The organism is Ruegeria sp. CF3, from assembly GCF_056537365.1.
On sequence record NZ_JBQFRK010000004.1, the window covers coordinates 190,682 to 215,400 of the forward strand.

The window sequence follows — 24,719 nt, forward strand, 5'->3', positions numbered from 1 at the left end:
AGAACCGTCGAGTGTGTCAACCTAGATCAAACCCAGACCACATAGTAGATGAGTCCTGTTCCCGTTTGCACACTCGGCATTCTTGGCTTTTACGTGGCCAAAGCCCCTTATCATCTCAGGCACCCTTGCAAGCTCGATGACCGTCTCGACATTTTGACGTGAGACCACCTCAATCGCGCGTTCGATGTCGAATTCGTAGTCGAGGATCAACTGCCGCTCAAACCGCCTCTCGGCTGTATGTCCGAATGGGTCAAAAGGAGTTCCGCGCAGCCCTTTCATCATCGTCAGAATCCAAAAGACATGTCGTATCCACGGGCCGAAAGCTCGTTTCTTCGGGCGTCCGTCCTCACCGGTACCGCTGAACAGTGGAGGGGCCAGATGAAAAGTCACGCGCCGGACAGAGGAAAACTCTTCCGCGAGCATCTGGTCCAGATGGCATAGATGCAGGCGCGCAACCTCGTATTCATCCTTGTAGGTCAGGAGCTTGAAGTACCCGTCTGCAACCGCATTTGCCAAGCCAGTGACACCCTTTTCCGCTTCTACTAGTTTTGCTCGCTCCACCAACCGAAGAAACCGCGCTTTCAAGCCCGGCCCCTGATAGTCGAGAAGGAAGGAACAGAGACGATCGGTCTTTTCCGCAAGTGTTTCTTCTTTGCCCGCTCGGGCATTGGGATCTGAGAATCCCGACTGGACGTAACGCCCGGTTTCAAAAGCCGCGAGATTTGCGTCGACATTCGCCCCATTCAGTTCGATTGCCTTTCGCAAGGCCGCGTGGCTCAGTGGCACCAGGCCAGCTTGCCAGGCGGCCCCGAGAAGCACCACATTGCTGTAGATGCTGTCGCCCAGATAGGTCCGTGCCGCCTCAGAAGCGTTAATCTTTGCAATAGCCTCCTGGCCTACTCGAAGCGCGATCCGCTGCGAGAGATCACTATCCGGAATGGTGAAATCCGGGTCTAGGGCAAACTGGCCAGTCATGGCCGTGGCGGAATTCGCAACGACTCGTGTTCGATCGGGTGACATCAGGGCAAGCGACTTCTGGCTGGACGCGACCACCAGATCGCCGGCAATGACCGCGTCCGCCTCGCCGGTTGTCAACCGGGTGGCAGAAATATCTTCAGGGCTGGGCGCAATCCGGCAATGTATGGACACTGCGCCGCCTTTCTGCGCCAGGCCAGCCATCTGCAATTCGGCCGCACCCTTGCCTTCAAGATGGGCCGCCATAGAAAGAAGCGCGCCGATTGTGACGACACCAGTTCCTCCGACTCCCGTGATCAACATGTTCCACGGCCGATCCAGAACAGGCAGCGCGGGATAGGGCAGGTCGGGAAGCTTCACTTTGGCGGAGGCCGATGCCTTGGGTCGTGCCCCGGAGAGGGTGACAAAGCTGGGGCAAAAGCCCCGCAGGCATGAAAAGTCCATGTTGCAAGCTGACTGATCGATCTGTCGTTTTCGGCCATACGGGGTATCGAGCGGCAGGATTGCCACGCAATTCGACGCCTTTCCGCAATCGCCGCAGCCTTCACAAACGGCGGGATTGATGATGACCATCTGATCCGGATCAGCCAACTTGCCACGCTTTCGGCGTCTTCTTTTCTCCGCAGCGCATGTCTGAACGTAGAGGATCGCTGTCACGCCCTTGATGCCTTGCAATTCTTTCTGCACGCTGTTGAGCTGATCGCGTGATCTGACTTCAATCCCCGACGGTAGCCGTGGCATAGGTTCTTTTTCGTCGATGACAGCCACAACTTTCTTGACCCCGAAGGCCAGCAACTCCGCCCCAATTTGATAGGGGGTCATGGCGCCTTCGTGTTGCTGACCACCTGTCATGGCAACGGCATCATTGTAGAGGATCTTGAATGTGATGTTCGTGCCAGCGTAGACCGCAGCCCTGATCGCCTGATTGCCGGAGTGGTTATAGGTTCCATCGCCCATGTTCTGGAAAACATGTGCGCGTTTCGAGAAAAGAGCCTCCCCCACCCAGTTAGCCCCTTCACCGCCCATGTGCGCATGGCCGCTGGTCTCCCGTTCCATCCATTGCGCCATGTAGTGGCAGCCAATGCCGGCATAGGCACGAGCCCCTTCTGGCAGGCGGGTGGAACTGTTATGGGGACAGCCCGCACAGAACCAAGGCTTGCGTTCCACTGCATCGTGGATCGTATCATCAGGTGCCAGATTGCGCAGGACCGCGGCGCGCTCCAGGAGGGGGCCCGTCTTGACGCCGATCTGTTCAAAAGCGTGGACGAGAGCTACCGCAATCCTTGACGGGTCAAGGTCGAGGATGGAGCGAAACAGGGGTAGGCCGTTCTTGTCTTTGCTGCCCAGCACTGTTGTCCCAACAGGCACGATTTCCCGAACCTGGGGTTCCAGGACTGGACGCTTTTCCTCGACCACGATGACGTGATCGAGGCCGACACTCCATTCCTTCAAACATTGGGGCTCGAGTGGCCAGACCATACCAACCTTGTAGGTGGTAACCTCGATTTGCTGCAGTGCATCATCGTCCAGATCGAGCAGTTCGAGTGCGTGAACAAGGTCGAGCCAACTCTTGCCCGAGGCGACCAATCCAACCCGAGCGCCGGGCGCTCCGTGCACGCGCCGGTCGATCCGGTTTTCGCGGACATAGGCTTGAACAGCCGGATTCTTGGATTGGTGCAGTCGGGCTTCCTGGTTCTGCGGCGTGTCACCCAAACGAATGCTGAGGCCGGACCCGTCAGGTGTCTTGGGGAGCTTGATGTCAACGCGGAAAGGGTCACCATTGACGACGGCGGTCGCCTCAATCGTATCCTTCACCGATTTCAGGCTGACCCAGCACCCACTGAACCGGCTCAGCGCCCAACCGTGCAAACTGAAATCAAGCAACTCCTGCACTCCAGCTGGCGACAGAATCGGGATCATGGCGTCAATGAGTGCGAGTTCGGATTGATGGCACGTCGTCGAGCTTTCACAGGTATGGTCGTCGCCCGCTGCGACCAGGACTCCTCCCAGCGGGGACGTGCCCGCCAGGTTCGCGTGGCGGAAAACGTCTCCTGACCTGTCGACGCCGGGGCCTTTACCGTACCAAAGCCCGAATACCCCCTTGTGCAGACCTTCTCCGCGCAATTCAGCCTGTTGGGTACCCCACAAGGCCGTTGCGGCAAGATCTTCGTTCAGCCCAGCTTGGAATCTGATGTGAGCAGGCTCCAGCAGCGGGGCCGCTTTTCTAAACGCCTCGTCAACGGCTCCAAGGGGCGACCCACGGTAGCCTGTCACATAACCCGCCGTATCAATCCCCGCTGCCGCATCACGGGCGCGTTGCATCAGGGTCGCACGGACCAGGGCCTGCGTTCCGGACAACAGGACGGTTTTCTTGCTCAGGTCGAAACGATCGACAAGCGACACGTTCCGCAATTCCGGGGAACCCGACATCTTTCTAGCTTTGCCGATCAGGCGCTTTGGACAGTTGCAAGGTCATGCCTTACGCCCGCCCATGGATTGGGGCCGTCCGGGATGGTCGTATTGATGCCACGGACGATTTCACCCTTCGGATCATACATCGGCAGGGTACAGAGTTCGCCGCGGTGGCGCGCCCCATCGGTGCATTCAACCTCAACAATTGTCCCCGGCCCCTGCGCATCCTGGTCGAGATGAACGATACCGATGCCGCAAACCTGATATGGGGACCAGGTGCTCGAAGTCACCCGCCCGATCTCTTGCCCACCCTGATACAAGGTTCGCCCGCGTAAGGCGATGCTGCCCTCGACTCGAAGTCCCCAGGTGCGGCAGGTTCGGTCGGCCGCAAGAAGCGCATCGCGCCCGATAAATTCACCACAGTCGAAGTCGATGAATTTGCCGAGGCCGACAGAAAACGGTGTCGTGTTCCGGGTGAAATCCTGGCCCGCGGACAAGAGCCCCGCCTCGATCCGGCGTCCCCGGAAACCGGGCGTCGCGGTCAGGAGCATGCCAATCTTTGTACCTTCGGCGAGGATCAGATCACCCAGCATCTCGATATCATTTTCGGGCCGGAAATAAATTTCCCATCCGAGTTCGTTGGTGAACCCCGTGCGACTGATGATGACCTTCTGTCCCGCCATGCTCACCTCGGCCCAGTCGAAATAGCGCCAGGGGTTCGGCATCGCACCATCCAGCAGATGTGCCAGCAGCTTCATGGAATGGGGTCCCTGGATCTGGCTGACCCAGACCTCGGGGTCGCTGATCGTGACATCCAGACCAGCGGAGTGTGCCATGTACCACGAGAAGAGATCGCCATCGGCCTGCGCGAACCAGAAGCGGTCATCGGCCACGCGCAGAAGCAGCCCGTCGGTGATCATTCCCCCATCGTGGTAGCAGGCAAACTGGTAGGAGCAGCGTCCGGTCTTCACTTTGGACACATCGCGCGGAAAAATCCGTTGCAGGAGTTTCAGCGCATCGGGCCCCGCGATCTCGAACGGGTGTTCGCCGGTGTGCCGCAGAATGATACCCTGCCGAGCCGCCCAGTACATCTCGTCAGGTGTGGCATTGGTCATTTTCTCCGGGGTCAGGCGGCCGGCGTAAAGAGAGTATTCCGGCTCAAAGGGCAGTTCCTGGTAGGTCAACGGATGAACGGCCATTGTTCGGGCAAGTTCGACGGGGCGGTTCCCTTCAACTGGGAAGGGTTTCACCGAGAAACGGAGTTTCTTGAGATCGGGATGCATGGGTGTCGTCCTTGTTCCGAAGCCGGTCATTCGGCCACATGATTGCGCAACGTGCCAATGGTCGTGACTTCGACCTCGATCACATCGCCAGGTTTCAAAAATGCAGGTGGTGTTCGGCTTCCGCCGGTCCCGTCCGGAGAACCGGTTGCGATCACGTCACCGGGATTGAGACGGGTGATGTTCGACAAATATGCGATCAGTTTCGGCACGGAATGAATCATCTCCGCCCCGGTCGCCTGCTGCATGACCGTCCCGTTTACGCGCGTCACGAGAGTCATCTTCTCGATCGGTCCAGCTTCGTCTGCCGTGGTCAGCCATGGCCCCCAAGAACCGGACGCAAAGAAATTCTTGCCGGCATGGACGGAATGTTTTTGCCAGCCTCGCACCGATCCCTCGTTCATGCAGGAAAAGCCGGCGACATATGAAAGCGCGTCGACCTCGGTTGCATGGCGGCAGGTCTTGCCGATGACCGCGACAATCTCGCCTTCGAAGTCGAAAGTTGCCGCCGCCTCGCCCTTGGGCATCTCCAGCGGAGCTTTGTGGCTGATCAGCGTATCGTCGTGGCGGCCGAAGATCACGATGTTGTCGGCTTGCACGGTTTGCCCGGCAACCGGGTAGGGCTTACGATAGTTCAGCCCGACGCAGAGTATTTTGGACGGAGCGGGAATAGGCGGCAGGAAGACGAGGTCTTCCGGATCGAACGCGGTTGACTGGCAATTGTCCGGGATATCTGCCAGCTTGCCCGCCGACAGCACGGAGCGAAGATCTGGGTATTGCGCCGAAAACATGGACGACACAGGCTTGATGCCTGCGGGCGTGACAAGCCCATAGGTTGGTTGGCCTTCCACTAGGAAGCTGGCGATCCTCATCTTGACGCCCCCTCGAATGCGGCCTCACGCACGCGCACCTCGGCGCTCAGCCTGTCGTTGACGGGGGTCGCGATCCCGTATTGCCGGCCAATTGGGGGGATCGCCCCGTTGATAAAGTCGATTTCCGAAGCGCGACCAGCAAGATGATCGAGCCGCATCGACGGGCTGGCATGGCGAACAAGTTCGGCGAAGGCCGTGACATAGGCCTTGGGGTCGTCGAAGGAAAACGCAACGCCGCGTGCTATGCCGCAGGCATAAGCCTCTGACATGGCGGCGAGCGCTTCGGACCAAAATTCAGGGCTATCCATCAATTCGCCCACGGTGCAGTTATGCACGGTGCAGGGAGCCGACAGGGTCACATTGCACAGGAGCTTTTCCCAAACCAGTTGATGGATGTCGGCAAAGGCCTGCACCTGGAAACCGGCCCGCTGCCAGATGTCCACAACTCTGCCCAGCCGGTCCGTCTCGCCGCCCGTAAGCTCGCCGAGCCGGATCATTTTCATCGCGGTATGGCGCACATGGCCCGGCTCTGGAATCGAAGCCCCGAACCCGTCAGCGACGCCCAGAAGGATCGCGCTATCCGGCAGATGCTCACGTAGCCTTTCCCCGGCCCCAAGCCCGTTCTGGATTGTCAGCACGGTCGCCCCGGGTGCCAAAACCTCCCGGACAGCGCGTGCCGCGTCGGCAACACCCGCCGCCTTGGTTGCGATGATAAAAAGCTCAGCGCCCTGCGCATGTGACACGTCTATCGAAGCGGTGATGCCCGAAACAACCCGATCACCATCCGGGCCTTCCAGACGCAGCCCGGATTTGGCGATTGCTGCGATGTGATCGGCCCAGAGATCAACGGCAATGACGTCAAAGCCAGCCTCTGCGAACCGCGCAGCGTAGACCGATCCCATCGCTCCGGCACCGAAGATAGCGATTTTCATGGCACAGCACCCAAGTTGCGCGACCCGGCCCGGACAAGGTCGCGTGTTTCCAATAGGTCGAAGGTCTTGCCTTGTATTGTCTTTGACAAACGAGATTTCCGAGCGCTATGGATTGCATAATTTTCATCTATGACGGGGATTATTGTGACTCGATCTTCGAGAAGACTGCCTCTGACGGCGCTTCGAACCTTTGAGTCCGCGGCGCGGCACCTGAGTTTCAAGGCTGCGGCTGAAGAACTGTGTGTCAGCACGACAACGGTCAGCAATCAGATCCGGCAACTGGAGAAGGATTGGGGCTTCAAACTATTTCATCGCCACACGCGCGCAGTCAGCCTTACCGAGAAGGGAAGCTCGCTCTCGAAGGTGCTTTCTCGCGCTTTCGACGATATCCGGGGGGAGGTCGAACGACACGTAGCCCAACCGCGCCGCACGGTGTCGATAGCCGTCGGCCCGATTTTCGGATCCCGCTGGCTGGGGCCGCGGTTGGCCCGGTTTGGCAAGGAGCACCCGAGGATCGAGCTTCTGGTGCATCATGGATCCCGCATAACCGATGCAAAACAACTCCAGACCGATCTTGCCGTTGACTGGGGTTTCGGAGATTGGCGTGGTCTTGTGTCGACCAGACTACTCGACGCGCGCTATTCCCCGATCATAAGTCCGGAACTGGCAGAGCAAGTCGGCGCCCTGACAAATCCTGCACAGTTGGCGCGCCTTACGATAATCCATCAGCACGATCATAGCGAATGGCACAACTGGTTCGCATTGGCCGGCTGCCCGAACGTCGCAATCGAAAGCGAATTCACGGTTGTCGATTCCAACATGGTTCAGCGCGCGGTGAAAGACGGGCAGGGCGTCGCTCTGGGTGTTTTTCCTTTCATGGATGGTGATGTCGCCAAGGGACAATTGATCAAGCCCTTTGACATCGACCTGAACCCGGCACGTGCCTTTCACCTTTTGGAGCGCCCGAAGGCGCGGGAGTCCACGGCAATCCGGACGGTTTGTGAATGGTTCGAAGCCGAGACCGGGGGCGCGCGCAGTCTTTAGACGCAATCCGCAGAGAACTCTGGCAATCGGTTGTACGTAACGAGGCCCGCCTGCACGGCAAGGCTATGCGCGGCACGGTCCGATCGCGCCGAGAAATAGCTTCGTGCAATACCGTTCAGTGTGACCAGGCAAGCGCTGTCATCCACGGCAATCGCTGTTCCGCCGCCACATCCTAGAAGCGTATGCTCAAACCTGGACTTGCGGTCAGGTTCCGAACTGAAGTGTGGGCATATACCTCCCTTGGCCAACGATAGCCCGGCAATCGGTTCGTAGCCGCGCCCGCCTGAATCAGACAGGATCCACTCGAACCAGCAGACACCGCCAGCGCTGACACCAGCGAGGACACAACCTGCCTCGTTGGCAGATTGCAGTATTGGAAGGGCTCCAGCGGCCTGGATTGCCGCGATCAAATCCGAGGTGTTTCCACCCCCCAAATAAATCAGGTCCTTGCCCTGAACCCATGCACAGACCTGAGCAGGTGACGCCCCCAGAGGCAAGTGGGACAGTGATCCTGCCTGGTGTTCAAATCGCGCGTAGAACCGCAAGAGCCGGGTTTCATCATCTTTGTTTGCCCAACCCAGGTAGCCGATAGCGGGTCTCGGAGGCAGAAATTGCAGACAGAAATCGTCCAGATCCGGGTCAGTTCCATGAGTAAAGCCGCCTCCGCCAATGGAAAGGATGATCTGCCCCTGGCGCATACACCGACCCCTTGAATTTGATTTGGTAGTCAATCAGTAGGTAGGCAAGCGCTTTTCGCAAACCGAATTTGCGACAAGCATGGATCAACTTTGTTTCATCCATACCCTCCCTTTTTTTCGTTTGACCAAGCGGCTGGCCGGGCGGGACTGTTGGGCAGGTTTCTCCGCCTGAGCGCTTTGGACTGGAGGGACGCCAAAGGGAGGACTACAAATGAAAATTTTTCTAGGAATGGTATCCGGGCTGGCGCTAACGGCTTCAATGGCCTGGGCCGAACCAACCGGAGTTTTCCGGCAGGCGCACGAGGTCGGATCAGGCGCGGCTTCGAGCCTTGACCCGATTTCGAAGGGTCGGGTGTTCCAGATCACCGAAAAGATCATGAGCCGCCTTGTCCGGCCTGACATGGACGGACGCCCTTCGCCGGATCTGGCTGTCAGCTGGTCGGCGAACGAGGATGCAACGGAATGGACGCTGGAACTTCGGAACGGTGTCACGTTCCACGACGGCACGACCTTCGGGTCCGAGGACGTTGTCTATTCCCTGGAACGCGTCCTTGACCCCGAGATGGACAGCCCGGCACGTTCGGCCATTGCCATGATCAACAAGGTCGAGGCCGTGGACGGGGACACCGTCAAACTGACTCTGAACAATTCCTTTGCGGACCTTCCGCTTTTGCTGATGGACTATCGTCTGCGGATGATCCCCGAAGGCTCGGGTGACACGATTGCAGCGACAGGTATCGGCACCGGCCCTTTCCGACTGGTCAGCTTTGACGCCGAGGGTGTAACGAGGCTCGAGGCAAACATGGACTATTTCGAAGGCGCCCCGGGTGTCGCCGAGATGGAAATCATCGGCATTCCCGATGCGCAGGCGCGCTTGCAGGCTTTGCTCGGCGGGCAGATCGACATGGAACGCGGTATCACGGCGCAGCAAAGCGTCATGCTGTCTGGGTCCGACAAGTTCGAAATACAGACAATTCCGACCGGCAACTGGCGCGGTCTGGTGTTCCGAACGGACGTCGCGCCCTTTGACGATGTTCGTGTGCGCATGGCGCTTCGCCTTGCTGCCGACCGTCAGGGCATGGTGGACTTGGTAATGGGCGGCGGAGCGGTGGTTGCCTGCGACAGCCCTGTTGGTCCGCGCGATCAATACCGCGCTGATATCGATTGCGGGCAGGATATCGACCGCGCGAAGGCGCTGCTGGCAGAGGCGGGCTATCCTGATGGGCTGGACATCGATCTGCATGTCGCCACGCTCGAACCGACATGGCCCGTTCTGGCCGAGGTCTATCAGAACCAGGCGGCCGCGGCCGGCATCCGGGTCAATATCGTCCAGGTGCCGTCAGACGGGTTCTGGAGCGATGTCTGGATGCAAAAGGATGCAGTGACCACGCGCTGGAACGAGCGTCCGGCGGATCAGGCGCTGAACGAGATCTACCTCAGCACCGCCAAGTGGAACGAAAGCTACTACAAGGATACGGATTTCGACGCGCTCCTGTCTCAAGCCCGTCAGGAACTCGACTTTGACGCGCGTCGCGCCCTGTATGTTCAGGCACAGGAGTATCTTTGGGAAACCGCTGGCACTCTGATCCCGTACCACGTGACGCGACTGGTCGGCACGTCATCCCGGGTGGAGAACCTTGACGCTGTCGAAAACAACTCGGTGCGCTGGCACCTTGTGACAGTGAACTGAACGATAGGGACCGGGGCGTGAAAGACGCCCCTGTCATTCCTGCCTGAACGGATTCAGAACATGCTTTCCATGCTCCTGCGACGGCTGGGCCTCGGGGCCATTACCGTCTGGCTTGTCTCGATCATCATCTTCGCCGGCGTTGAAATGCTGCCGGGTGATGCCTGTACCGCCTTTCTCGAGCGCGAGGCACAGGGCAAACTGCTTGAGAATTGCCGACAGGATCTGGGCCTCGATCGTCCGGCCATCACCCGCTATTCGGAATGGGCCGGAAATGCCCTGCGGGGTGACTTCGGCGTTTCGGCCAACGGGCAAAAGCAGATATCCGAGCTGGTCGGTTATCGCTTGCGCAACACGCTTTTGCTGGCGTCCGGCGCAATGCTGGTCGGAATCCCTCTTGCGCTGTTTCTTGGCATCGTTGCCGCCCTGTGGCGCGACAGGCCCGCGGATATCATCGTATCCACGACCGCAATCGCCGCGATGACCATCCCCGAGTTCGTTTCCGCAACCTTGATGATTCTGGTATTCTCGGTCTGGCTTGGCTGGGTGCCAGGCATTGTTCTGACATCGACGAACGCGCCTCTGGCCGAGTTTTTCCCCGAAGTGCTGTTGCCCATCGGTGTACTGACACTGGTGATGACGGCTCATATTCTGCGGACTGTCCGGTCGTCGGTGATCGAAACGCTGGCGTCCGACTATTCGCAGATGGCGCTCCTGAAAGGTGTCCCCTATTGGCAGATCGTGTTTCGGCATATTCTGCCCAATGCTCTTTTGCCGACGATCAACGTGGTCGCGCTGACCATCGCCTGGCTTCTTGGCGGTGTGGTGGTGATCGAGACCGTGTTCAACTATCCCGGTCTTGGCCGGATGATGATTGACAGCATCTCGGATCGGGACCTACCGGTCACCCAGGCCATCGCTCTGATCATCGCTTCGGTCTACGTCGGCGTGAACCTTCTGGCTGATCTTCTGACGATGATTGCCAATCCGCGCCTGCGCACTGCCCATATGCGCGGGAAATAAGTCATGGCACATATTTCAACATATCGACGCCCCGGCCCACTCCAGAGGTTTCTGGCCGTCCTGAGGGACATCTCTGCCCGCCCATCGGGTGCGATCGGACTTGCCCTTGTCATCTCACATCTTGTTCTGGCGCTGATCGGCCCGTGGATCGTTCCCTTCAACTACACGGAAATGAACGCGGGCTTGATGCTATCGGGGCCGACATCCGAGCATTGGTTGGGCACAGACCATCTTGGGCGGGATACGCTGACAAGAACTCTGCTCGGCGGGCGCGAGGCCATCTTGGTCACAGGCATCGCCACGCCGCTGGCGGTCCTTTGGGGCGGATTGGTCGGAGTCTTCGTCGGTTTGACGGGCGGGCGTCTGGACGAGGTCCTGATGCGCGTCGTCGATGCCTTCCTGTCGTTGCCCTGGATTCTGAAGATGCTGGTCTTGATCGTCACTTTCGGAACCGGCACCGAAGTGTTGATCCCGACGCTGGCGTTCTTCTATGGCATCCCGGTCATACGAATTGCGCGCGCAGCAACGCATGACGTGGTGGCCCGTGATTTCGTGCAGGCCGCCCGTGCGCGCGGCCATGGTCATTTCTCGATCATCTGGCGCGAGTTGTTGCCGAACGTGCGCGACGCGCTGCTTGTCGAAGGAGCGATGCGTTGGTCCTGGATGCTCCTGGCATTTTCGTCGCTGTCCTTCCTGGGCTTCGGCGTATCGCCACCCACGCCGGACTGGGGGCTCATGATCGCTGACGCACGCGGCTTTATGTCGTTCTCTCCTCTCGGGGTTCTCGCGCCAATGGTCGGTCTGTCCTCATTGATCATCGGCATCAACCTGACCGCGGATGCACTGGCCAAGGCACTTGGCATCGACCGCGCACAGAAGGCTCCGGTATGATGCAGCAGGCGAAATTGTCAAAGACCGTGATCTCGGTCGAGAACCTCAGCATCGGATTTCGGGGACGTGCCGGAGGGATGCTGCCAGTGCTGCGCAATATCAGCGTATCGGTGGCTGCCGGGGAAAGCATCGGTCTTGTGGGCGAAAGCGGGTCGGGAAAAAGCACCCTTGCACTGGCCATGATGGGGTATCTCAAGACCGGCCTGAAGGTTATGGACGGCAGTGCAAGCTTCAATGGGACGGACATGTTCGCCCAGGACCGTCGCGCGTTGGAACGCATCCGCGGGGGGCGGCTTGCGCTGATCCCACAAAACTCTGGCCAGTCGCTGACACCGAGCCTTCGGGTTGGCGCCCAGATCCGGGAAGCTTTGCGGCTTCACAGCGCCTTGCCCGAAGCCAAACACGAGGCCCGCGTGGTCGAATTGCTGGCACAGGTTCGCCTGCCTGATCCTACCGCGATCGCCAGGCGGTATCCGCATGAGTTGTCCGGTGGACAACAACAGCGGGTCGCCATCGCCATGGCACTGGCAGGTGAACCCGAAGCCCTGCTGCTGGACGAACCGACCACCGGTCTCGATGTGACGACGCAGGCACATATACTGGAGCTCTTGCGCGATCTTGCCCGCGACACCGGCATGGCGATGGTCTATGTCAGCCATGACCTTGGCGCCATAGCGCGCGTCTGCGACCATGTCGTGGTCATGTACGCAGGCGAAATCGTGCTGGAAGGCACCGCCCGCCAGGTGCTGCGCGATCCGGATCACCCCTATGCGCGCGGGTTGCTGGCCTCCATTCCAAAACTCTCAGACAAGTGCCTGCCGCGGGCGCTTGACGGGCGCCCGCCAGCACCGGGGCAGGCGGGAAGCGGCTGCGCCTTTGCCACACGCTGCACCATCGCTGCGGACCGATGCAAGGCGGAGCGTCCAGACCTGCGGGAGACCTCTGGCGGGTCGCGCACGCGCTGTCACCTTCCCGAACAGGTCCGCTCCATCCCCCTGACCGGTGAACGCGAGGCTGGCGAGCGGTCGTTGCCGGACGCGCTTTCACTCGACCTTCAAGACATGGCCATTTCTTATGCTGTGCCTGGCCTGCTTGACCGTCTGCTGCGGCGCGAAACACAAGCCGTTGCAACCGTGGACGGGATTAACATTGCGCTGCGCCACGGAGAAACCCTGGGACTGGTCGGAGAGAGCGGTTCAGGCAAGTCGACCATCCTCAAGTCGATCGCCGGGTTGCTTCCGCCCCTGTCCGGACGCGTCATTCTGAAAGGACAAGACGATCTTCCTCCCCGGGTCGAGGACCGCGCTGGTCAGCATCTTCGTCAGGTTCAGCTGATTTTTCAGAACCCCGACGAGAGTTTAAACCCGCGTCAGACGATCGCGCAAATCCTGGCTCAGCCGCTAAAGCTCTATTTCGGCTTGAGCGGGCAGGATCTGCTGGATAGGTCTGCCGCTTTGCTGGAACAGGTGCGCCTCGGCGCGCATTATCTGGATCGGTTGCCAGGCCAGCTGTCAGGCGGGGAGAAACAGCGCGTCGCCGTGGCGCGTGCATTCGCTGCACAGCCCGAACTGGTTCTTTGCGATGAGATCACATCGGCGCTCGACGTATCAGTACAGGCGGCAGTTCTGGAACTGCTTGACGATCTGAGGCGTGACAACAGCACCAGCTACATTTTCGTCAGCCACGACCTTGCGGTGGTCAAGGCCCTTTCCGACAGGGTCGCCGTTCTCTATCAGGGTCGCCTGTGCGAACTTGGCTCGACCAGCGATGTCTACAGTTCCGTCTCGCATCCCTATACCGAGGTCCTGCTGGGAGCGGTTCTGGAACCCGACCCGGACTTTGCCCCCACTCTTTCGGCAGGTGATGTGGTCGAGCTCAGCCCGCCGGCAAAGGGATGCCCTTTTCAGCGGCGGTGTCCGAAGCGGCTTGGCTCCATTTGCGAAGAGGCTGCGCCGCCTCGCAGGACGTTTTCCGATGGTCACTCGATCTGGTGCCACCGCGCAGATCTTCTGGATACTGATCTGTCCATTCCTTTGAGGGCAACATGACTGTCATCACCGAACCTACCCGGCAGACGCCGGTCATCCACAATGCGGACGTGCTTATGATCGGATCCGGCTCCGGGGGGCTTGCCGCAGCTCTTGCGGCAGCGCGGGCTGGGGTCGAGGTCTGTCTGGTAGAGAGGTTTGGATGCTTCGGCGGCAACATCACCGTCGTTGGTGTCGAAGGTTTCGCCTGGTATCGCGACGAAGCGACCGTCGAGGCAGGCGGTATCGGACGCGAATTCGAAGACCGCGCACGCGACATGGGCGCTGCCGTGCCCGAAAGCCAGTCGCCGAGTTACGAGATCGACAGCGAGGGCTTCAAGCTCGTCGCCGATCGTCGCAGCTCGTGCGCAGTCAAAGAAGCGTCCAACGCTGAGTTCATGGCGCATGGACGAGACCTATATTCGTGTTCGCAGCAAATGGATGTACCTCTATCGGGCAGTGGACAAAGCTGGGAATACTATTGATTTCATACTGTCTGAGCGCAGGAATCGTCCAGCAGCAGCAAGATTCTTTGCCAAAGCGCTGTCTTCAAATGGAATCCCGAGCAAGATCGTCATAGACAAAAGTGGCGCCAACGCGGCTGGCATTCGAGAGGTGAACAAAATCCTTAATCGGTTTGGCTGCCCAGCCAAAATCCAAACGGTCAGGTCCAAGTATCTGAATAACCTGATCGAACAGGATCATCGGTTTATCAAGCGTCGCGTACGGCACATGTGTGGGTTAAAATCGTTCAGATCCGCATCAGCCACTTTGGACGGCATCGAAGTCGCCGATATGATCCGGAAGCGGCAATTCCCAAGCGATACGACTTCCGGCTTTCAGCTATTCGCCGAGATCGCAGGATAGGTGTATCCAGTAAGTCGCTGACTTTGGCCGTTCCAAATGTTTGCGACACATCCTTCCAGAAAAAGTAACGAACCGGTAGAGCAGCTGGCACAAAGCCGTTAGACAAAATGAGGTCGTAATGCTTCAGATCAGACAAGCCGTGATGGCTGATGCGGCCGAGATGAGTCGTATTCTTATTGATGTTCTCGACAAGTGGCAAAGCTCCAGGCCCGGTTCAATGGAGCATGTCCGTGGCTTCTATATAGACCATCCTGACAGCATCAAATGCTCTGTTGCATCTGATGAACAGGGCAGGGTGGTCGGGTTCCAGTCACTGAAGATTGCTCGATCCGGGAATGACTACGAGGTCCCGTCTGGATGGGGGGTCATTGGGACCTACGTCAGCAGTGCCGCATTGCGTCAAGGCGTCGGGTCTGCTCTGTTCCGCAGCACCCTTAACGCCGCTTCGGATGCCGGTATCCGTTCGATTGATGCAACGATTGGCGCGCAGCATTCGGATGCACTTGGCTATTACGATGCAATGGGGTTCCGGACCTATCGCAGTATCGAGGGTGCGGTCGGTAAGCGGTTTGATTTGCCGTAGAGACGTTTGGTTTTCGGCGCTGTGAGTGCTTGGTTGGTGCGGTTCCTGCGTCCACCGCATACGCTCAAGGATGGCGCCCATAAACGCCTGCACCTAACTGGCTTCACTCGATCGGCAGTGTCACCGTAGGTCGTGCGGCATGTTCTGGTAACAAACCGGTCGAAGGAACCTGCGTATTGAAAGGGTTCCAACCGAGGTTGCCCCAAAATTGGTGCTGGCCGGGTAGGGGCCGCCGTGGACCATGCTGTCACAGACTTCCACCCCGGTGGGGAAGCCATTGGCCAGCACCCGTCCTGCTTTGCGCTCCAGAACGGGAAGCAGGTCTTGGGCAAACTGCGCGTCGCCTGCCTCAATATGCATGGTGCAGGTCAACTGACCTTGCAACGAATGGGCGACAGAAAGCACCTCTTCGCGCGAACGTGCCTTGACGATCATTCCGACCGGGCCAAATACTTCTTCACCCAATTCCTTGTTCGCCAGCCATTCGGCTGCGGTTGTTGCAAACAGGCTGGGCGTGGCCTGCCGGTTATCACAGCCCGAAGTCATGACTGAGTGCACACCTGGTGCGGCGGCTAGCCGGTCGCGCCCGCTTTGAAACGCCTCAGCGATCCCCCGGGTCAACATGGTTTGGCTCCCCACCGGACCCAAAGCGGTCGAAACGTCTTGTGTGAAGGCTTCGGCCTCTGGTCCTTCCAGCATCATTGCGACCCCGGGATTGGTGCAGAACTGCCCCGCCCCCATGGTCAGCGACCCGACCCACCCCTCGGCAATCTGGGGGCCACGGTTCGACAACGCTTGTGGCAGGATGAACATCGGGTTGATCGAGCCCAGTTCGCCAAAAAACGGGATTGGATCTGGTCTTGATGCACAGAGATCGAACAGGGCGCGCCCTCCGGCCAGCGAACCCGTGAACCCGACAGCCTTGATGCAGGGGTGTTGAACAAGTGCGGTTCCGACCGCGCGGTTGCCGCCCTGAACCTGGCTGAACACGCCAGGGTGCAGGGCCAGGGCTTTTATGGCGGCGTTGATGGCCTGTGCCACCAGGTCACTGACGCCGGGATGCGCTGAATGGGCCTTGACCACCACGGGGCAACCCGCGGCAAGCGCGGCGGCGGTATCGCCGCCCGCCGTTGAGAATGCCAGCGGGAAGTTCGATGCACCAAAGATGGCAACAGGTCCGATGGGGCGTTGCATCATGCGCAGATCGGGCCGTGGCAGTGGGGCACGGTCGCGCAATGCCTTGTCATGACGTCGGTCCAGATAGTCCCCGGCCTCGATATGTTCGGCAAATATCCTGAGCTGCCCCGTGGTGCGCGCACGTTCACCAACAAGACGGGCCTCTGGAAGACCCGTTTCCTTGATCCCCATATCGGTGATGTCATCACCCCGCGCATCGATCTCGTCGGCAATCCGGCGCAGGAAACCAGCCCGTGTGTCGCGGTCGGAATAACCATAGGACCAAAATGCGTCCTCGGCCGCCTGGCAGGCACGATCAACAAGGTCCGGAGTTCCGACAGCAAAGCTGTCAGCCTTGCCATTGACCGGTTCGTTGGTGAATAGCGCCTCACCCCCGATCCATTTGCCTGCAATCAGATGCGTGGTTTTCAGCATTCGATCTCTCCCGTTCTCAATCCCGTGCCCAATAGCTGTCAGGGGGTGGGCCGAAATCAATCAGGGCGCAGGAATAGACGGCGGTTTCATCAAACGGGTATCGCGCCTCGATTTCCGGTGTCAGGGTCAAACCCAGACCCGGTGCGGTGGGCCGCTTGAGATTGCCATTAACGATCTGGCCCTGATCACCCATCATCTCACGCCCCAAAGGGAAATCCAGCATCGGAAACTCGACGAGTTTCCCACCTGCGGCAAAAGCGGCGTGATAGCTTGCCATGATCGCGGCAGCACCGCCCCAGGCATGAACGACGACCGGGGTGTCCTTGGCCTTGGCTGCTTCGAAAACATCCATGACGGCAGAGATACCCCCCATGACCGAGGCGTCAGGCTGAACAAAATCGTAAACATCGTCATTGATACGATCGATCATTTCTTTTGGTGTCGTGATGATCTCGCCCCCGCATACATCGACTTCAATGCGCGACCGCAGTTCCCTGAACCCTTCCGGCGCGTCCGGACCGATCGCCTCTTCGACAAAGATCATCCGCCGGTCGGTGATGGCGTGAACGCTCTCGACAAATGTCACCACATCGTCGACTTCCTGCGGCATACCGTCGGTTCTGCCGACTGCGTTGGCCGGAGAACGATGGTGAACCGATCTGCCCTGCATGCGGGTGCATTGATGTTTACGACCTGACGACCAGGCGTCGATTCAAGTGCGCGGCCTGCTATCGGCAATTCAGCGTGACGTCGGGCACAATCTTCGCCTCTCGAAAGCTCGCCTTTGTCGATCTCCTGGGCGCGATCTGTCTGTTCGTGAATGCGGCGAAGGGAGTGTCTGCGGTTCAGATGTCACGTGATCTGGATGTGCAGCACAAGACGGCGTTCGTGCTCATGCACAAGCTCAGGGAAGCAATGTGGGCGGAGACCCGGGATGTCCGTCTGGGCGGCGAGGTCGAGATTGATGGTGCCGCGTTCGGTGGCCATGTCCGGCCCGCCAACCTGCGGGAAGAGCGTGTTGACAGGCGGCGTCGCGCCAACCGGAGTGGGAAGCGTCGGGTGGTTGTCGTACTCCGCCAGCGAGGCGGTCGAACAGTGACGAGAACCTTTCTTCGGGAGGCGCAGGGCGTCGAGTTCGCAAGGGAAAGGATCGCTCCAGAAACCGTCGTCTCGGCCGATGAAGTTGCGCATTGGGATCCTCTGGAAACAGATTTCGACATGCAAAGGATCAATCATTCAGAGGGTTACAGCGTCGGAGGAGCCCATACCAACCTTGCCGAGAGCTTCTTCTCACGGCTCAGACGGATGATTGGCGGACAGCACCTGAAAGTCGAAGGAAGGTATCTCGATGCATACGCGGCGCATGCAGCCTGGCTCGAGGATCATCGGGAGGAGAGCAATGGCCGCCTGGCGGATTACTTGATCGGCGGCGCGCTCGCGTCCCCGGTCAGCCGGTCGTGGAAAGGGTATTGGCAACGGCGCGCAGCGTGACGGCGTCGCCGGCACCCCAGACACACATGCCTTTCTTCTTCTCGATCATCCTGACGAGCTTTCGTCGCCTGGCATGTCGCAGCGCCTGGACGACCTTGAAGACCACCGAGTTCCTAAGCGCAGTATCTGAGATGTCCAGGTTGCGCTCCGCCATTACGCGCTCGGCAAGTTCTCTCGTGGTCAGCTCAGCATCGACCCCGAGATGGCGGATGCAGATATCCGCGATCTCGCCTTTCTTGAAGAACCCATGGCTCACAATGTACCGGGCACGCTGCCGCTCAGGTGCGGCGAACAGTTCAATCGTCGCGTTCACATGCGCCAGATCGTGCTTCGCATGCGCGATCTGCGCCTCGTATGCTTTAATCTGGCCCAGTATCTCGGCCCGCTTCTCTGTCAGCGTGTGAACAATCAATGGTTTCGACATACCGCCATTCCACACGAGATCTCGCCAGCCATCCAGATGGCAATTTGGTGCATTTGCTACCTAAGACCGAGCTGCTCAACGGCGAAATCTTCTACAGCCTGCGCGAAGCACAAATCCTGATCGAACAATGGAGGAGACACTACAACACAAAACGCCCCCACAGTGCACTGGGCTACCGCCCGCCAGCGCCCGAAACCATCATCTCAATGGATCACAGGCCAATGATGCACTAACAATCAACTTGGACCAGTCAGATGAGGCTGCTCAGTACTGCCAACCCGGTCGATAGTCTTGGCGGTAGGCGCTCCCACCTGACAACTCAAGAAATGGACGCTCCTCCAGGATCGCAAAGTGCTCACGAGACCCATCAAGCGCGTGGCTGTTGTGAAGATTCAACCAGACCAAACTTTCGATCTGTGTAACAGGCCGCAGCGTGTCAATTTGTGTCTTACCAATATCAAGGCGCTCAAGTGACGGTATTGCTGCTATGGGTGACACATCAGACACCCAGGTATCATGGAGGTAGACCAGCTTCAGGTTCGGCAAGCCCTGAAGCGGTTTGAGATCGGAAACCCGTGTCATGTTCACGTCAAGATGTTCGAGCGTCGTGTTCCCTTCCAGCCCGGTCAGATCGCTTAAGCTGGTTCCCCGTGCATTCAGGTATTTTAAGTTTGGAACATCGCCGATGTTGGCTGGCAGCTTCCGAAGATCGACAAGGTCGCTGAAGCTTAGGTTATTGGTTCCGGCAGAAATTGCATCTGCAACCCGCTGCTCGGCTACAACAAGTTGTTGGTTTGCAGTTCTCATCAGTTTGTACTGCCATGCCGCAAATGCGGCTGAGGCAATAATAAATAGTAAGATAGTTTTCCTCATACAATTGGTGGTTACCGATCGAATGTGGTCAATCTGTGACTGTTGCGTTTGGGGCGAAAAGCAGGCATTTATTCAAGCCGCGGTCTCTGCACTACAGGCTCTTTGCCGCCTGTTTCTGCAGTGAGCTTGAACAAGCCATTTGAGCCCTGAACCGCCATTGCCGCTCAGCTTAGACGCTGCGGATGCATTCGGCGGCTCTCGGTCGATTGCAGACCACGTTCCTCAGGGTGATGAAAGCGAACACTGCGGGACTTAGCGAGCATTTAGCTAATTGACTGCAGTGTCTGGTCTGCTGTGCATTGCGGTATTTCGCTTCAAGAGAAATCGCACAAACAAAACCCTCTCCTCTGTCGTCGACATACCGCCGCAACTTCCCCGCAGCGGCCATTCGATATCTCGATGCGCAATCTCAATCTGTCTGAAGTTTCACAGTGTGTTCTATCGCAAAGGAGAGTTCCGAACGCCAAGGACATCTGTCCTGGAACCGAGGGAATCAACTGGCCACTTTCCGGCGTTGGCATCTGAAAGTAGAAACCGTGAGCTTGGAAATGTGCTGAAGGGTCGTCCTTACAGAAGTTTCCTTGTTCGATTATTCTCCATGTTTTCCGAACCATAGAGGCTGTCTTGCGCTGGTACGAAAGAGCGCTGTCAGATTCATTGACCGTACTACATTATTTGACATATCAGATGACGTATCAATAATTCGAACAGGGCGATGCCATGCTTTCCGACGATTACGCAATTCAAGGAGTGCTGAACGAAGCGGCGATCCCAAGCCTGGGCCAGTTTGACGTGATCGTTGCCGGTGGGGGCGCTGCTGGTGTCTCGGCAGCAACGAACATCGCCCGAAAAGGGCATCAGGTTCTCATGATCGAGCGCTACGGTTTCTGCGGCGGTGGAGCGGTTGCCGGTATGTCGGGAACGATTTGCGGTCTCTACATGTCCAGCGATCGGAACGCCAATCGTGCCGAGCAAGTCGTGTTCGGTTTTGCCGACGAGTTCCGCAAGCGGTTGATCGTGCGTGGCGGTCTTACGGAACCGCAGCGCTATGGCAAGACCTGGACGGTCACGCATGACCCGCACATGTGGCGCGAAAACGCGGACGACTTTTTGTCCGATGCAGGCGTGAACATTCTCTACCATTCCCGCGTCGTGGGCGTGCTGCGAGATGGGGCTGCCGTGCGTGGCGTGATAGTCGACACGAAATCCGGCCTGGCCAAGATTGAAGCCAAGCTGGTTGTTGATGCCAGTGGAGACGCCGATGTCGTACACCGCGCCGGGTGGGCCACCACCAAGGGGCAGGACGGCACCATCCAGAACCCGACGATGATCTTCCGGTTGGGCAATGTCGATGTGGGCGCTTACCTGGAGTATTGGGGCGATAACACGATCAGCCCGGAACACGTCATTGAGGCGTTGATCGAGGCCGAGAACAGCGGCAATTACCATCTTCCGCGCAAGAAGATCTGGATCTTTCCGACCTCGCGCCCGAACGAGCTCATGGTCAACGCAACCCGCATCCTGGGTCGTGACGGGCGCGATCTGGATGTGACCAACCCGGTCGATCATACCGAGGCCGAACTGGTCGCGCGGCACCAGGTGCGCGAATACGCGCGTTTCCTCAGGGACAAGGTTCCGGGCTGTGCTGACAGCTATGTCGTCGATACCGGGGTCGAGGTCGGCATTCGCCAGACCCGCTCGATTGTCGGGGTCAAACGTCTGACCAACCAGGACGTGGTGGGGCGCCACAAACATGCCGATGGTGTCGTGCGCTGCCCATGGCCGATCGAATTGCATTCCGGCCAGAAGCCCAAGGTCGAATGGCTCTTGGACGACTATTACGAAATTCCTTTCGGCACGCTCATTCCCGAGATCGGCGAGAACATCATCGTCGCGGGGCGTTGTCTTGCCGCCGAACACGAGGCGCTGGCGTCTGCACGGGTCACGGCCCAGTGCTTTGGCTATGGCCACGCGGCGGCCGTGGCAGCGGACATCGCGTTGCGCGACGGCGTCGCGCTGCGCGACATCCGAGGCGGAGACGTTCGCGACATTCTGAACCGCGAAGGTGCCGCGCTGGACTGATTTTCCGGACTTTGCACAAGCAATCAATGTCAAACCCCAGGAGGAAGCCCATGAATCTTGCAAAATCCCTGATGGCTGGCGCTGCGGCGCTGGCTCTGTCGGCGACAGCGTCGCTGGCCGAAAGTCACAACTGGAAGCTCCAGTCGTTCTGGGGCGGCGGATCTGCGCCGCAACTCGTCATTGAGCAATTCGCGGCTAACATGAATGCGGCTTCGGGTGGTGACATCAACATCACTGTCCTGCCCAACAAGGCCATTGTGGCTCACAACCAGACGCTGCAGGCTGTTGGCTCCGGCATTCTGGACATGCAGAAGAGCACGCCATGCTACTATGCCGGTGTCGACGCGGCCTTCGGTCTGCTGTGCGAAATGAACGCGGGCTATTCCAACGCCTATCAGTTCATCACCTGGTACTATCAAGGCGGTGGCCTTGAATTGGCCCGCAAGATCTATGCCGAACATGGGCTCCACTTCATCGGGCCGGTGCCGTGGGGCGTGGAATCCATCCCCATGAAGGAACCGATCCGTACGGTTGCCGAATTTGAAGGCGTGAAGGTTCGAATGCCAGAGGGTCCGTCTTCCGATCTTTTCCGGGCAATCGGCGCGGCACCCGTTTCGGTGCATGGTTCCGAGGTTTACACCTCGCTCGAAAAGGGTGTGATCTCGGCCACCGACTGGTCGACGATTTCGATTAACGACGGCGCGGGCCTGCATAATGTTGCACCCTACGCGATCTATCCTGGTATCCACTCGATACCGATGGGCGACGTATCGATGAATCTCGAAACCTGGAACAGCCTGGATGCCAAAACCCAAACCCTTCTGGAACTTGGTGTCCGGACCTTGGCCCTGGACATGCTTCAGACTTTTGAGAACGCAGACGCCGAAGTGCTGGCGGCGGCCGAAGAAAAGGGCATCACCCTGATCGACTGGGCGCCGGAAGAACGCGCCAAGTTCCGCGCGGCGGCACAGGAAATCTGGGCAGCGACGGCGGCAAAAAGCCCCCACGCCCAGAAAGTCTATGAAAGCCAGATCGCCTGGCTGAAATCCATCGGTCAGATCGACTGATCTCTTCCAACTGCCGGGCCGTGATCGGCCCGGCTTTTTTCTTCGAGGACCACCATGGAACTGCCAGAGCCTGATGCGCGCGCCCCGTCTCTCCCTTGGGTGCTGAAACCGGCCGAGCTTGCCAGCTATGGCTTTGCCATCTGCGTTGCCATCATCGGCTTTGAGGTGGTGATGCGTTACGGCTTCAATGCACCGCGGATCTGGGTGCAGGACATGGTCGTCATGCTCGTCGGGGGCTGTTTCGCGATTGGCGGCATCGTGGTGCTTTACGAAGGCAGCCATATCCGGATCACCGCAATCTACGACAACGTGCCCGAGCGGGTGCAGCGGTGGTTGGACTTGCTGGCGGCTATCGTTGCCGCTGCCTATCTGGCACTGATTGGCTATGGCGCATGGGTCAATGCGCGCCTGTCGATCAAACTTCATGAGACGACCGGAACCAGTTGGGACTCGCCTCTGCCGATGATCCTGAAAACCGTGCTGCTGGTCAGTGCGGGCATCATGTGCGTGATCGCCGTGACGCAGATCTTCCGTTCGATGAAACGCCTGGTGGGCTAGGTTCATGGGTGTTGGCCTGATCACGCTGATCCTTGTTATCGGCATCCTGTTTTTGCTGTTCGCGGGCGTGCCGCTGGCCTTTTCCACGGGGATCATGGCCGCGACCCTGATCCTGATGGAGTTCGGCCCGACGGGTCTCAGCCTCATCGCAACCCGCATCTACGATCTGATGGCGGATTTTTCCTTCGTGGCCGTGCCGCTCTTCGTGATGATGGGGCTGGTTCTGGAGAAATCAGGGGTCACCAATGACCTGTTTCGGGCCATGTCGATGCTGGGCGGCAAGATACGCGGCGGACTGGCGGTTCAGACTCTGGCGGTTTCGGTTCTGCTGGCCGCGATGTCCGGCATCATCGGCGGCGAGATCGTCCTCTTGGGCCTGATCGCCCTACCGGAAATGCTGAAACGCGGATACGACAAGAAACTGGCCGTGGGCGTTGTCTGTGCTGGGGGGTCGCTGGGCACGATGATCCCGCCGTCGATCGTGTTGATCGTCTATGGGCTGACCACCGACACCGGCGTCGGAGAGCTGTTCCTTGCCGTGCTCCTGCCCGGCTTGATGCTGGCCAGTCTTTATGTGGTCTATGTCATGGTGACGGCGACGATCTGGCCGGACAAGGCGCCGCCGCTACCGCCTGAAGAACGCGACATGTCACCGGCCGAGAAGATGGCGGTGATGCGTGGTGCCATCCTGCCTGTCGCCGTGGCCGCCTGGGTGCTGACCTGTATCTATACCGGCATCACCTCCTTTATCGAAGCCGCTGCCATGGGTGTCATCGGCGCCCTGATCTCGGCCGCGGTCAAGGGCACCTACTCGCTTGGCCTCATCCGGGACGTCTGCAATCAGACCCTGCGTATCTGCGGCATGATCATGTGGATCGTGTTCGGCGCGACCGCCCTCATCGGCGTCTACAACTTTTTCGGTGGTGCGGCCTATGTCACCTCGGCCATCAACGGGCTCGACTGGTCGCCGCTGGCGATCCTGATCGTGATGATGCTGATCCTCTTTGTGCTCGGCATGTTCATGGACTGGATCGGAATCCTGTTACTGACCATGCCGATCTTCGTGCCGATCATCATCGGCTTCGGCTATGACCCGATCTGGTTCGGCGTTCTGTTCACCATGAACATGCAGATGTCTTATCTGACACCGCCTTTCGGCCCGGCCGCATTCTACCTGAAAGGCGTGGCACCCGAAGATATTACCATGGGCGACATCTACAGCTCGTTCTGGCCGTTCATCTTCCTGCAGGCGCTGGCCATCGCGCTCTTGATCGCCTTTCCGCAAATCGCCCTCTGGCTGCCATCCGTGTTGATGTGAGGAC

At 58.9% G+C, this 24,719-nt stretch carries 19 protein-coding genes and 4 pseudogenes; 14 read left to right on the forward strand and 9 right to left on the reverse strand.

From position 1 onward, the window contains the following. Positions 1–21 precede the first annotated feature (21 nt). Genes ACR0KC_RS15400 through ACR0KC_RS15415 form a run of 4 tightly spaced genes read right to left on the reverse strand, consistent with a single transcriptional unit; the run spans position 22 to position 6,471 of the window. Complete coding sequence (locus tag ACR0KC_RS15400) at positions 22–3,405, reverse strand: indolepyruvate ferredoxin oxidoreductase family protein (protein WP_480791415.1); 3,384 nt, start codon at positions 3,403–3,405, stop codon at positions 22–24. Positions 3,406–3,422: 17 nt separating this feature from the next. After that, complete coding sequence (locus tag ACR0KC_RS15405) at positions 3,423–4,670, reverse strand: aminomethyl transferase family protein (protein ID WP_480791414.1); 1,248 nt, start codon at positions 4,668–4,670, stop codon at positions 3,423–3,425. A gap of 26 nt (positions 4,671–4,696) precedes the next feature. Further along, entirely contained in the window at positions 4,697–5,539 is an 843-nt protein-coding gene (locus ACR0KC_RS15410; protein ID WP_480791413.1) for a fumarylacetoacetate hydrolase family protein, read from the reverse strand. Next, entirely contained in the window at positions 5,536–6,471 is a 936-nt protein-coding gene (locus tag ACR0KC_RS15415) for a ketopantoate reductase family protein (RefSeq protein ID WP_480791412.1), read from the reverse strand. Before ACR0KC_RS15415 ends, ACR0KC_RS15410 begins: the two co-directional genes overlap by 4 nt. 144 nt (positions 6,472–6,615) lie before the next feature. Here ACR0KC_RS15415 and ACR0KC_RS15420 point away from each other — a divergent pair, with 144 nt between their 5' ends. After that, complete coding sequence (locus ACR0KC_RS15420; RefSeq protein WP_480796354.1) at positions 6,616–7,515, forward strand: LysR substrate-binding domain-containing protein; 900 nt, start codon at positions 6,616–6,618, stop codon at positions 7,513–7,515. On the opposite strand, the gene ACR0KC_RS15425 is transcribed toward ACR0KC_RS15420, so the two are convergent. Then, complete coding sequence (locus ACR0KC_RS15425) at positions 7,512–8,213, reverse strand: Type 1 glutamine amidotransferase-like domain-containing protein (protein ID WP_480791410.1); 702 nt, start codon at positions 8,211–8,213, stop codon at positions 7,512–7,514. The genes ACR0KC_RS15420 and ACR0KC_RS15425 overlap by 4 nt on opposite strands. A 211-nt stretch (positions 8,214–8,424) precedes the next feature. Between ACR0KC_RS15425 and ACR0KC_RS15430 the strand changes: the two genes are divergently transcribed. The 7 genes and pseudogenes from ACR0KC_RS15430 (at position 8,425) to ACR0KC_RS15460 (ending at position 15,291) form a co-directional block, all read left to right on the forward strand. Then, positions 8,425–9,903 (forward strand): ABC transporter substrate-binding protein, encoded by a 1,479-nt coding sequence (locus ACR0KC_RS15430; RefSeq protein WP_480791409.1) that lies wholly within the window; start codon positions 8,425–8,427, stop codon positions 9,901–9,903. A gap of 60 nt (positions 9,904–9,963) precedes the next feature. Continuing rightward, positions 9,964–10,923, forward strand: coding sequence for an ABC transporter permease (locus ACR0KC_RS15435; protein WP_480791408.1), 960 nt, complete (start codon positions 9,964–9,966; stop codon positions 10,921–10,923). A 3-nt stretch (positions 10,924–10,926) separates the two neighbouring features. Beyond that, positions 10,927–11,814: an ABC transporter permease gene (locus tag ACR0KC_RS15440; RefSeq protein ID WP_480791407.1), complete on the forward strand. Its 888-nt coding sequence runs from the start codon at positions 10,927–10,929 to the stop codon at positions 11,812–11,814. 14 nt (positions 11,815–11,828) lie between these two features. Continuing rightward, entirely contained in the window at positions 11,829–13,862 is a 2,034-nt protein-coding gene (locus tag ACR0KC_RS15445; protein ID WP_480796355.1) for a dipeptide ABC transporter ATP-binding protein, read from the forward strand. Further along, positions 13,859–14,197 (forward strand): annotated as a pseudogene (locus ACR0KC_RS15450) (FAD-dependent oxidoreductase); the annotation flags it as partial. The gene ACR0KC_RS15445 and the pseudogene ACR0KC_RS15450, both read left to right, overlap by 4 nt. Continuing rightward, a pseudogene (locus ACR0KC_RS15455) lies at positions 14,196–14,708 on the forward strand (IS6 family transposase); the annotation flags it as partial. The pseudogenes ACR0KC_RS15450 and ACR0KC_RS15455, both read left to right, overlap by 2 nt. Positions 14,709–14,826: 118 nt before the next feature. After that, complete coding sequence (locus ACR0KC_RS15460; protein WP_480791405.1) at positions 14,827–15,291, forward strand: N-acetyltransferase family protein; 465 nt, start codon at positions 14,827–14,829, stop codon at positions 15,289–15,291. A 120-nt stretch (positions 15,292–15,411) separates the two neighbouring features. On the opposite strand, the gene ACR0KC_RS15465 is transcribed toward ACR0KC_RS15460, so the two are convergent. Next, positions 15,412–16,902, reverse strand: coding sequence for an aldehyde dehydrogenase (NADP(+)) (locus tag ACR0KC_RS15465; RefSeq protein WP_480791404.1), 1,491 nt, complete (start codon positions 16,900–16,902; stop codon positions 15,412–15,414). Between the two features lie 16 nt (positions 16,903–16,918). After that, positions 16,919–17,572: an enolase C-terminal domain-like protein gene (locus ACR0KC_RS15470; RefSeq protein WP_480796356.1), complete on the reverse strand. Its 654-nt coding sequence runs from the start codon at positions 17,570–17,572 to the stop codon at positions 16,919–16,921. Here ACR0KC_RS15470 and ACR0KC_RS15475 point away from each other — a divergent pair. Continuing rightward, a pseudogene (locus tag ACR0KC_RS15475) lies at positions 17,509–18,393 on the forward strand (IS1595 family transposase); the annotation flags it as partial. The gene ACR0KC_RS15470 and the pseudogene ACR0KC_RS15475 overlap by 64 nt on opposite strands. Here the strand turns inward: ACR0KC_RS15475 and ACR0KC_RS15480 are convergent. Continuing rightward, positions 18,350–18,817: a hypothetical protein gene (locus ACR0KC_RS15480; protein WP_267367467.1), complete on the reverse strand. Its 468-nt coding sequence runs from the start codon at positions 18,815–18,817 to the stop codon at positions 18,350–18,352. The pseudogene ACR0KC_RS15475 and the gene ACR0KC_RS15480 sit on opposite strands and share 44 nt — an antisense overlap. 62 nt (positions 18,818–18,879) lie before the next feature. On the opposite strand from ACR0KC_RS15480, the pseudogene ACR0KC_RS15485 reads away from it, so the two are divergent. Continuing rightward, a pseudogene (locus tag ACR0KC_RS15485) lies at positions 18,880–19,050 on the forward strand (integrase core domain-containing protein); the annotation flags it as partial. 31 nt (positions 19,051–19,081) lie between these two features. Here ACR0KC_RS15485 and ACR0KC_RS15490 read toward each other — a convergent pair. Next, positions 19,082–19,624: a leucine-rich repeat domain-containing protein gene (locus ACR0KC_RS15490; RefSeq protein ID WP_480796357.1), complete on the reverse strand. Its 543-nt coding sequence runs from the start codon at positions 19,622–19,624 to the stop codon at positions 19,082–19,084. A gap of 786 nt (positions 19,625–20,410) precedes the next feature. On the opposite strand from ACR0KC_RS15490, the gene ACR0KC_RS15495 reads away from it, so the two are divergent. Genes ACR0KC_RS15495 through ACR0KC_RS15510 form a run of 4 tightly spaced genes read left to right on the forward strand, consistent with a single transcriptional unit; the run spans position 20,411 to position 24,715 of the window. Beyond that, positions 20,411–21,772 carry an FAD-dependent oxidoreductase gene (locus ACR0KC_RS15495; protein WP_480791401.1) on the forward strand — a complete coding sequence of 454 codons (1,362 nt, stop codon included), beginning with the start codon at positions 20,411–20,413 and terminating at the stop codon, positions 21,770–21,772. A gap of 50 nt (positions 21,773–21,822) precedes the next feature. After that, on the forward strand, positions 21,823–22,839 hold the full coding sequence (dctP, locus tag ACR0KC_RS15500) for a TRAP transporter substrate-binding protein DctP (protein WP_480791400.1): 1,017 nt from the start codon (positions 21,823–21,825) through the stop codon (positions 22,837–22,839). Between the two features lie 54 nt (positions 22,840–22,893). Further along, complete coding sequence (locus tag ACR0KC_RS15505) at positions 22,894–23,397, forward strand: TRAP transporter small permease subunit (protein ID WP_480791399.1); 504 nt, start codon at positions 22,894–22,896, stop codon at positions 23,395–23,397. Positions 23,398–23,401: 4 nt separating this feature from the next. Next, a complete protein-coding gene (locus ACR0KC_RS15510) occupies positions 23,402–24,715 on the forward strand; it encodes a TRAP transporter large permease (protein ID WP_480791398.1) in 1,314 nt (437 codons plus the stop codon). The last annotated feature ends 4 nt before the right edge of the window (positions 24,716–24,719 follow it).

Bases quoted from the DNA above. Each gene is read 5' to 3' on its own strand.
- ACR0KC_RS15400 (WP_480791415.1), bottom strand. From the start codon at position 3,405: ATGTCGGGTTCCCCGGAATTGCGGAACGTGTCGCTTGTCGATCGTTTC.
- ACR0KC_RS15405 (WP_480791414.1), bottom strand. From the start codon at position 4,670: ATGCATCCCGATCTCAAGAAACTCCGTTTCTCGGTGAAACCCTTCCCA.
- ACR0KC_RS15410 (WP_480791413.1), bottom strand. From the start codon at position 5,539: ATGAGGATCGCCAGCTTCCTAGTGGAAGGCCAACCAACCTATGGGCTT.
- ACR0KC_RS15415 (WP_480791412.1), bottom strand. From the start codon at position 6,471: ATGAAAATCGCTATCTTCGGTGCCGGAGCGATGGGATCGGTCTACGCT.
- ACR0KC_RS15425 (WP_480791410.1), bottom strand. From the start codon at position 8,213: ATGCGCCAGGGGCAGATCATCCTTTCCATTGGCGGAGGCGGCTTTACT.
- ACR0KC_RS15430 (WP_480791409.1), top strand. From the start codon at position 8,425: ATGAAAATTTTTCTAGGAATGGTATCCGGGCTGGCGCTAACGGCTTCA.
- ACR0KC_RS15435 (WP_480791408.1), top strand. From the start codon at position 9,964: ATGCTTTCCATGCTCCTGCGACGGCTGGGCCTCGGGGCCATTACCGTC.
- ACR0KC_RS15440 (WP_480791407.1), top strand. From the start codon at position 10,927: ATGGCACATATTTCAACATATCGACGCCCCGGCCCACTCCAGAGGTTT.
- ACR0KC_RS15460 (WP_480791405.1), top strand. From the start codon at position 14,827: ATGCTTCAGATCAGACAAGCCGTGATGGCTGATGCGGCCGAGATGAGT.
- ACR0KC_RS15465 (WP_480791404.1), bottom strand. From the start codon at position 16,902: ATGCTGAAAACCACGCATCTGATTGCAGGCAAATGGATCGGGGGTGAG.
- ACR0KC_RS15470 (WP_480796356.1), bottom strand. From the start codon at position 17,572: ATGCAGGGCAGATCGGTTCACCATCGTTCTCCGGCCAACGCAGTCGGC.
- ACR0KC_RS15480 (WP_267367467.1), bottom strand. From the start codon at position 18,817: ATGTCGAAACCATTGATTGTTCACACGCTGACAGAGAAGCGGGCCGAG.
- ACR0KC_RS15490 (WP_480796357.1), bottom strand. From the start codon at position 19,624: ATGAGAACTGCAAACCAACAACTTGTTGTAGCCGAGCAGCGGGTTGCA.
- ACR0KC_RS15495 (WP_480791401.1), top strand. From the start codon at position 20,411: ATGCTTTCCGACGATTACGCAATTCAAGGAGTGCTGAACGAAGCGGCG.
- dctP (WP_480791400.1), top strand. From the start codon at position 21,823: ATGAATCTTGCAAAATCCCTGATGGCTGGCGCTGCGGCGCTGGCTCTG.
- ACR0KC_RS15505 (WP_480791399.1), top strand. From the start codon at position 22,894: ATGGAACTGCCAGAGCCTGATGCGCGCGCCCCGTCTCTCCCTTGGGTG.
- ACR0KC_RS15510 (WP_480791398.1), top strand. From the start codon at position 23,402: ATGGGTGTTGGCCTGATCACGCTGATCCTTGTTATCGGCATCCTGTTT.